The organism is Tatumella sp. JGM130 (genome assembly GCF_018257525.1).
Taxonomy (GTDB): domain Bacteria; phylum Pseudomonadota; class Gammaproteobacteria; order Enterobacterales; family Enterobacteriaceae; genus Tatumella; species Tatumella punctata.
The window spans coordinates 64,829-73,322 of record NZ_JAERJS010000020.1 but is presented as its reverse complement, the minus strand read 5'-3'; the positions used below and the strand labels follow the sequence as shown (position 1 = coordinate 73,322).

Genomic DNA, 8,494 nt, shown 5'->3' with positions numbered 1-8,494 from the left:
AGTCAGTTGAACTGCATGACAAAGTCATCGGGTACTACATGACAATAAATCACTATCAATAAATTGGAATCATTACCTTAATTCCTCAGATAAATAAATTAACTAAAATAAAGAAATAAGAAATAATAATAAGTACATATAAAAAATAAAACAGACACAAAAATAAACAGGGACAGAGTCAGTTTCCGATTTTTTCCCTCGTTACTCATCAGATAATGACCTTCTGCCAGTTTCTGTTTATCACAATATGATTTTTATCAAAAAATACCCTTACCCCCTGCCTAAAATAACCTGAAAAGTAACGGATACACGTAATTCCACTTTTAAATATAGGAAATATTATTATGGGGAAGGTAAGTAAAGGCTCCGCTCATAAAATGGGTGTTGTCGCTCTGACCTTAGTGACCGCATCAAATATGATGGGGTCCGGGGTATTTATGTTGCCCACCAATCTGGCAGGGGTCGGTTATATTTCTCTGTGGGGCTGGGCATTAACGATTATCGGGGTAATTGCCCTGGCATTGGTATTTGCCAAGACCAGTCTGCTGACTCCGCGGAATGGCGGTATCGTCGCCTATGCCAGTGATGCATTCGGCCCATTTATCGGCTTTCAGACCACCCTGTGCTACTGGATAAGTGCATGGGTCGGGAATGTCGCCTTACTGGTCGCCGGAGTAGGCTACCTGAGTTATTTTTTCCCGCAACTGCGGAACCCGGTCTATGGCTGTATTACCGCCATCGTTATCCTGTGGGCCTTTGTGGTTCTGGCAAGTTTCGGGGCCAGGGTCGCAGGCCGCGCCCAGTCATTCACCGCCAGCTGTATGCTGGTCGTGGTACTGGGGGTCGGTGTCGTCGGCTGGTTCTGGTTTGATCCACATATGTTCAGCCAGGTGTATAACGGCACCGGAAAAAGTGACAGTTCGGCGATTATTTCTGCCGCCTCGATTGCCTTATGGGGTTTTCTGGGAGTCGAGTCGGCGGTGGTGTCCAGCGGACAAGTCGATAATCCGGAAAAAACCGTGCCCAGGGCTACCGTCTACGGCCTGCTGATAGCTTCTGTATGTTATGTCGGTAGTTGCAGCGTGATTATGGGCCTGGTCCCCCATGAGGTCTTAATTAAGTCCGCCGCCCCGTTTGCTGATGCCGCACGTTATATGTTTGGCGATATGGCAGGGAATATCGCTTCTGCAATGAGCATTATTGCCTGCTTCGGCTCTATTTCAGGCTGGTTAATACTGCAGTCAGAAGGTCCGCGGGCCGGTGCACAGCAGGGACTGTTTCCGAAATTCTTCTCGGATACCAATAAACAGGATGTCCCGATGAAAAGCCTGATCTTTACCGGGGTGCTGATGAGTCTGGTCCTGATGCTGACGGCTTCACCTGATCTGGCCCGCCAGTTCCAGGTAGTGATCCTGATGGCGGTCTTTGCTTCATTACTGCCTTATATGTATGCACTGATTTCTCTGCCAATCATCATGATATCCAAAAAGATCAACCGCGGAAGAACCTTTATGTTCTACAGCGTACTGACACTGATTGGCATTATTTACAGTATTTTTGCCCTGCTGGGCGCCGGTACTGACTCAATGTTCTGGGGTGTGGTAATGATGATAATCACTATCCCGTTATATTCATTTGTCGCTGCCGGACGAAATAAACAAGGCCAGAAAATTCTTTATCTCGAAAAATAAACATACTTTCTATTTTTTCACCAGAGGAGTCCTATCATGACATTATCAATTACCGATCAAAATAAACTTGATGAGTTCTGGTCTTATTGTGTTAAGAATCAGTACTTCAATATTGGTTATCCGGAATCTGCTGATTTTGATTATACGATCCTGGAACGTTTTATGCGCTTTTCTATTAATAACTGCGGTGACTGGGCGGAATACTGTAACTATTTACTGAACTCCTTTTCTTTCGAAAAAGAGGTTATGGAATACTTTGCTCATCTGTTCCGGATTCCGTTTGAAGAAAGCTGGGGATATGTGACTAACGGCGGTACTGAGGGCAATATGTTTGGCTGTTATTTAGGGCGTGAGCTGTTCCCTGAAGGGACGCTCTATTATTCCAAAGATACCCATTATTCTGTGGCTAAAATTGTCAAACTGCTGAGGATTAAATCCTGCGTCGTCGAGTCTCAGGCGAATGGTGAAATAGACTATGATGATTTAATACACAAAATCAGCCGTGATAATGAGCGCCATCCGATTATTTTTGCCAATATCGGGACCACCGTGCGCGGTGCAATTGATGATATTGCACTGATACAACAGCGGGTCAAAGCGCTGGGGATCCCCCGTGACGAATATTACCTGCATGCAGATGCAGCCCTGAGCGGAATGATCCTGCCCTTTGTCAGTGATGCACAACCTTTCAGTTTTGCTGACGGCATCGATTCTATCGGGGTTTCCGGCCATAAAATGATCGGTTCCCCGATGCCCTGTGGGATTGTCGTCGCGAAAAAGAAAAATACCGACCGTATTTCCGTAGAAATTGACTATATTTCGGCCCACGATAAAACCATTACCGGCTCACGTAACGGACATACTCCGCTGATGATGTGGGAAGCTATCCGCAGCCATTCAGAAGCTGACTGGCAGCGCCGCATCGAACGCAGCCTGACACTGGCACAATATGCGGTGGATCGTTTTCAGCAGGCAGGTATTCCTGCGTGGCGTAACCGTAACTCGATCACGGTAGTGTTCCCCTGTCCGTCCGAAGCCGTCTGGCAGAAACATTGCCTGGCAACGTCCGGCGATATCGCCCATCTGATCACCACCGCACATCATCTGGACAGCAGTAAAATTGATGCCCTGATCGACGATGTTATCGCCGACTATGCCCATAAAGCGGCATAAAAAAGGACAGTGGTAATCACCACTGTCCTGTCCGATACGTCGCCGGTACTGACGCCAATCACGCCCGGCGACGTATAACAGCTGGTGCAGAGTATCACGTGGCCCGCCCTGCTCTATACGGGTCAGATCAACTCTCCGGCAATATCTCTCTTTTACGGGGCAACATCATGATGACCTCCAGAGATAATACTGCCCCTAAAATGGGGCTGCTGACACTGACCATTATGGCGGCCTCAAATATGATGGGCAGTGGTGTGTTTATGCTACCGGCAACCCTGGCCGGTATCGGATCCGTGTCAGTCTGGGGCTGGCTGCTGCTTTTTCCCGGCGTACTGGCTCTGGCCCTTATTTTTAATAAAATTAACGATCTCTGCCCGCAAAATGGCGGCATTATTGCCAATATCAGCCAGTACTTCGGCCCGTTTACCGGCCTGCAAATGACCCTGTTTTACTGGTTATCCACCTGGATAGGGAACTGCGCACTATTGCTGGCCAGTATCAGTTACCTCTCCGGACTGCTGCCGGGGCTGACGACCCCCGGCGGCGTGTTTACCGGCTGTATGGTTCTGCTCTGGCTGTCGGTAATTTTCGGGCTGTTTGGCGTACGCCAGGTCGGCAGAGCCCAGATTATCACCGGCGGTTGTATGCTGCTGGTGATCCTGTCAGTCAGTATCGCCGGCTGGCTGCACTTTAGTCCGCAGAACTACCTTGCCGCCGGTAATGTCAGTGGTAAGCCGATGCCACAGGCTATTTTTCACGCAGCCACCCTCTCTATGTGGGGTTTTCTGGGAATGGAATCAGCGTCAGTTTCGGCAGGCCAGGTACGTCACCCGCGCCGCACCATTCCCCTTGCGACCCTCGGCGGGATCAGCATAGCTCTGGTGTGCTATCTCTTTTCCACCAATGCCATTATGGGGCTGTTACCCCATAACCAGTTAGTGCTGTCCTCTTCGCCGTTTACTGACAGCGCACAGCTGCTGTGGGGACCGGCCGCGGCCCATATTATTGCGTTACTGGTGGTTATTGTCTGTATCGGTGCTATTCCGGGCTGGCAAATACTGCAAACAGAAGTCCCCAGAGCTGCCGCCGGAGCAGGATTGTTCCCGGCCGTTTTTGCTAAAACCAACCGCTATGGTGTGCCCTGGGTCGCACTGTTAGTCACCTCTCTGCTGATGTCCGGGGTGTTGCTGATGACATTATCGGCGAATCTGCAGGCACAGTTCCGCACCGTGATCGGCCTGGCGGTGTCAGCGTCACTGTTCCCGTATGCCTTCGCGGCACTCTCTTTGCCGGTGATGATGATGACATCAGGCTCTCCCTGCAGACAGCGATCAGCTTATTTGCTGCTGTCCCTGACAGCATTGCTGTTTATCAGCCTGGCAATTATTTCCGGTCAGTCTGACACGCTGGTATGCGGAATATTGATTCAGATGGCCACTCTGCCTCTTTACCTGCTTTACACTTCACGTCGGAAAAAACAGCCCCGGCACCTGTTTATGCCCGCCGGTCTTTTTCCTGATCACAAGGAACGCTTATGAATGATATAAAATCTGTTCGCGGCATGCGTGATGTTCTGCCGGATGAAACCCCTCAGTGGCAATGGCTGGAAGCCAGATTCCGCCAGATGGCCCACCGCTATGGCTACCAGGAAATGCGCCTGCCGTTACTGGAACCCGTATCCCTGTTTGAACGGGCGGTCGGCGTGTCCACGGATATTGTGTCGAAAGAGATGTATAACTTTCGCGACAAAAGCGGGGAAAATATTACCCTGCGGCCGGAAGGCACCAGTGGCTGTCTGCGGGCAGTGCTGGAAAATAATATGTGTTATCACAAAACCCAGCGCCTGTGGTATCAGGGCCCGATGTTCCGCTATGAACGCCCGCAAAAAGGCCGTCTGCGCCAGTTTACCCAGTTCGGGGCCGAAGCCTTCGGTATGCCGGGTGCCGATATTGATGCTGAACTGATTTTTATGGTCAGGGATCTGTTTACCGGTCTGGGCCTGGAAAATCATGTTCGTCTCGAAATAAATTCATTAGGTAACAGCAGCGAAAGACAACTCCATCGTCAGGCACTGGTTAACTGGTTCAGCCACCACCAGCAACTGCTGGATGAAGACAGTAAAATGCGTCTTGCCATCAATCCGCTGCGGATACTCGACAGTAAAAATCCCCGGTTGCAGACTCTCATTGAGCAGGCCCCGCGGCTTACGGATTTTCTGCAACAGGACTCACAGCAGCATTTCGCCACCCTGTGTGAATTACTGGATAAGGCAGAGATCGCTTACCGGATAAATCCGCGGCTGGTGCGCGGGCTGGACTATTATTCCCACACCGTCTTCGAATGGATCACCGATGATCTCGGGGCCCAGGGCACTGTGTGTGGAGGCGGACGCTACGACGGATTAGCCGAACTGTTCAGCGGGAAACCTCTGCCGTGCTGCGGTTTCGCTATCGGGATTGAACGGCTGTTGCTGCTACTGGCAGCCACCAACCGTACCGTCACAGATCACCGCCATGTTCCCGATATTGTCGTGACTTCTGAGTTATCCGATGGCGGTATCAGTGCATTATTACTGGCAGAACAGCTCAGACGCCGTTTCACGACCCTCAGGGTACTGACCGACAGCAGCGGGGCCCGGCTGAAACGCCAGCATCAGAATGCCCTGAACAGCCAGTGCCGGATAATAATTACGCTGAATCATGACGGACACATCCGGCTGTGGGACTTACAGAGTCAGCAGCAATCAGAGACGGATAATGCCGGGCTGATGACAATGATTGCCGCCCGCCAGCAGCACTGGCAAAAATCAACCCCCAATAGCGACAGACCTTAACCGGTCAGCTGCTGCCTGCCGTGGCCGCCAGCGATCACGGCAGGCTTTTTTCGTGGAAAGGATGTCATGCCAAGAAAGAATCGCCTGTTTATTCAGGGCCTTCCCCATTTGGTGCGCCTGCGGGGGCATAACTCACAGCCACTGTTTCTCGAACCGGCCGACTATCAGTACTGTCTGACCTGTCTCGATAAAGCGCTACAGGAATATGATGTTAACTTACATGGCTATTCTCTGAACGCCGATCAGGTATTGCTGCTGCTGAGTGCCGCTGACAAACAACAACTGGGACGCTTTATGCAACAACTGGGCCGCAGTTATGTGCCTTTTTATAATCACAAATATCAGCGACGTGGCGCACTGTGGGAAAGCCGTTATGACAGCTGTCCGCTGGAGAGCAGCAGCTATTTTCTGCTGGTGAAGAAATATATCGAACAGCCGCGGCTGGCCGCTCCCTGTCGTAGTCTGGCTGAGGACCCGCCGCAGAGGATTATCCCGCACAACGAATACCTGAATCTGGGGCCTGACGCAGAGCAACGCCGCCGCCATTACCTGCTGTTTTGTGAAACCCCGGACAGTCCGGCAATCGTGCAGAATATTCGCTATGCGCTGGAGCAGAATTGCCTGCTGGCTACTGCCGGTTACAGCCGGCCTTTGGAGCACACCCTGCAGCGTCGTTTACGTCCCCGTCAGTCAGGCAGACCCAGAAAACGTTTTACCAATCCGGTGGTGATGTGGAGCAGGCTGGAAAACCAGGTGAAGACACTGCTTGAACGCTACTGCTATCAGGAAATTCGTCTGTCATTGCTGGAACAGGGCACTTCAGTTCCTTTTTCCCTGCAGCATAATGACTGTCCGGTGACTCACCGCAGCCGGTTACACCGTGATGGTACTGACAGCTGTCTGCAACTGGTATCACGCCACCGGCAGCTTCAGCATGCCAGCAGACTCTGGTATCTGGGGGCGGCCTTCCGCCACGGTGAGGAACAGCCACATACCCTGCGCCAGTATCACCAGTTGGGTGTCGAAGCTTTCGGCTACCAGGGGATCACTATGGTGCTCGAACAGCTACAGCTGCAACAGACACTGTTCAGGAGCTTAGGGCTGGATAACCACACAGAGCTGCGGATAAATACCCCGGGCACCGGCAGCGAATTCAGTGATTACTGCGCCAGGCTCCGCCAGTGGTATCAGCCGTTACGCTATTTACTGACCCCACAGCAACAACGCTGGTCAGAAGAAAACCCGATACGTTTACTGCAAAACCACGATAACGATCCACTGCTGAGTCGTCTTAATCAGCAGGCACCCTGCGCCAGCGGATTTATTTCTGAACATAGCCGCCAGCAATTCAGGCAGCTGTGCCAGGCATTGCAGCAGCTGGGAATTCCGTATCTCCATGACCACGGGCTGTTCTCAGCCAACCATTACAATACACTGGTCTTTGAATGGCACAGTAACCTCGCAGAGGAACATTCGTTACTCAGCCGGGGCGGTTGCTACGACGAGAATGCAACCCGGATCACCGGTCACCCGCTTGCGGCCTGCGGCTTTACACTGATGTTCGATAATCTGATGCAGTTGCTGGCCGGGTTACAGGGATACGATATGCTGAGTCCGCAGGCGGATGTAGTGATCCTCGCTGCACAGGCACAGACCCGCGGCCCGGCGCTGATCCTTGGCCGTACACTGCGCCAGCATTTTCCACAGCTGAGTATTATTAATGACTGCTCCCCTTTCCGTTTGCCGGTCTGCCGTAAGAATGCGTTACGCCAGGGCGCACAGGTCATTTTACAGGCAGAAGATGATGACAGCCTGGTGACGGTTTTTACCCGCGAATCTGTTCACGGACAGCGTCTGCCGGTGACAGAGGTTATCGCGCAGTTAAGCCGGTTAATATTATCCTCCTGACCTTCACAGGGCTGGCATAAATTTTCTTCCGGCGGCACACTGATAAAAACTCAATAACATCACCGCCATCCGGCCATCAGACAAGGAACGGGTTATGCAGGCAGCGCTGCGTTTTTGTGCCAATCTGAAGTGGTTATTTACTGAACTTCCCTTCGGACAGCGTTTTGCCGCCGCCGCACAGGCCGGGTTCACGGCCGTCGAATATGCTGCTCCCTATGATTTCCCGGCCGCCGATCAGCGCCGCTGGCTGAGCCAGCAGGGTTTGCAACTGCAACTGATCAATACTCCGGTCGGCCCGGCAGGCAGTTTGTCTTCGGCCGGGCAGGCCTGCCATCCACAGCGCACCAACGCTTTTCGCCGCGACATTATCCGGGCAATCAACTATGCCAGTGCTTTATCCTGCCCGATGATCCACGTTCAGGCCGGAGTGTTACCGGCCGGGGTGACGCATCAGCAGGCTTTCGATACCCTGTGTGAAAATTTACAGATGGCAGCGGGGCTGGCCGCCAGCCATGATATTACCCTGCTGCTGGAAGCGATTAATCACTATGATATTCCAGCCTATTTTTTGCAGACCCAGGCCGAAAGCCTGGCGGTCATTCAGCAGGTAAATACCGGAAACCTGCGGCTGTTATTTGATATCTATCACTGCCAGCGCACAGAAGGTGATGTCAGCGGGCGGCTGGCAGAGTTCTGGCCGTGGATCCGTCATATTCAGGTGGCTGACACACCATTACGCGGTGAACCGGGCAGCGGAGATATCGACTGGCCGGCGCTATTTTCACAATTACGTTCACTGAATTACCACGGCCGGATTGGCTGTGAATACCGGCCATCTGCCGGTACTATCGCTGGACTGGGCTGGATCAACAGTTATCGCTGAGACCTG

At 52.1% G+C, this 8,494-nt stretch carries 6 protein-coding genes; all 6 read left to right on the top strand.

Going from position 1 to position 8,494, the window contains the following annotated elements; translation table 11 throughout:
* Window positions 1-344 precede the first annotated feature (344 nt).
* The 6 genes from hdcC to JK211_RS10870 all read left to right on the top strand — a co-directional run bounded on the left by hdcC (window position 345) and on the right by JK211_RS10870 (window position 8,488).
* Window positions 345-1,691, top strand: coding sequence for a histidine-histamine antiporter (gene hdcC / locus JK211_RS10895; RefSeq protein WP_212708701.1), 1,347 nt, complete (start codon window positions 345-347; stop codon window positions 1,689-1,691).
* Window positions 1,692-1,727: 36 nt separating this feature from the next.
* Window positions 1,728-2,864, top strand: a complete 1,137-nt coding sequence (locus tag JK211_RS10890; RefSeq protein WP_212708700.1) for a histidine decarboxylase — start codon at window positions 1,728-1,730, stop codon at window positions 2,862-2,864.
* A 167-nt stretch (window positions 2,865-3,031) separates the two neighbouring features.
* Window positions 3,032-4,402 carry an amino acid permease gene (locus JK211_RS10885; protein ID WP_249213783.1) on the top strand — a complete coding sequence of 457 codons (1,371 nt, stop codon included), beginning with the start codon at window positions 3,032-3,034 and terminating at the stop codon, window positions 4,400-4,402.
* Window positions 4,399-5,697, top strand: coding sequence for a histidine--tRNA ligase (hisS, locus tag JK211_RS10880; RefSeq protein WP_212708699.1), 1,299 nt, complete (start codon window positions 4,399-4,401; stop codon window positions 5,695-5,697). The genes JK211_RS10885 and hisS overlap by 4 nt, the downstream gene beginning before the upstream one ends.
* A 66-nt stretch (window positions 5,698-5,763) precedes the next feature.
* Complete coding sequence (locus tag JK211_RS10875; protein ID WP_212708698.1) at window positions 5,764-7,605, top strand: ATP phosphoribosyltransferase regulatory subunit; 1,842 nt, start codon at window positions 5,764-5,766, stop codon at window positions 7,603-7,605.
* A 94-nt stretch (window positions 7,606-7,699) separates the two neighbouring features.
* The gene (locus JK211_RS10870) at window positions 7,700-8,488 is read left to right on the top strand and encodes a hydroxypyruvate isomerase family protein (protein WP_212708697.1); all 789 of its coding nucleotides are present in this window, start codon (window positions 7,700-7,702) and stop codon (window positions 8,486-8,488) included.
* The last annotated feature ends 6 nt before the right edge of the window (window positions 8,489-8,494 follow it).

Coding starts and splice junctions, on each gene's coding strand:
- JK211_RS10875 (WP_212708698.1), top strand. CDS start 5,764: ATGCCAAGAAAGAATCGCCTGTTTATTCAGGGCCTTCCCCATTTGGTG.
- JK211_RS10890 (WP_212708700.1), top strand. CDS start 1,728: ATGACATTATCAATTACCGATCAAAATAAACTTGATGAGTTCTGGTCT.
- hisS (WP_212708699.1), top strand. CDS start 4,399: ATGAATGATATAAAATCTGTTCGCGGCATGCGTGATGTTCTGCCGGAT.
- JK211_RS10870 (WP_212708697.1), top strand. CDS start 7,700: ATGCAGGCAGCGCTGCGTTTTTGTGCCAATCTGAAGTGGTTATTTACT.
- hdcC (WP_212708701.1), top strand. CDS start 345: ATGGGGAAGGTAAGTAAAGGCTCCGCTCATAAAATGGGTGTTGTCGCT.
- JK211_RS10885 (WP_249213783.1), top strand. CDS start 3,032: ATGATGACCTCCAGAGATAATACTGCCCCTAAAATGGGGCTGCTGACA.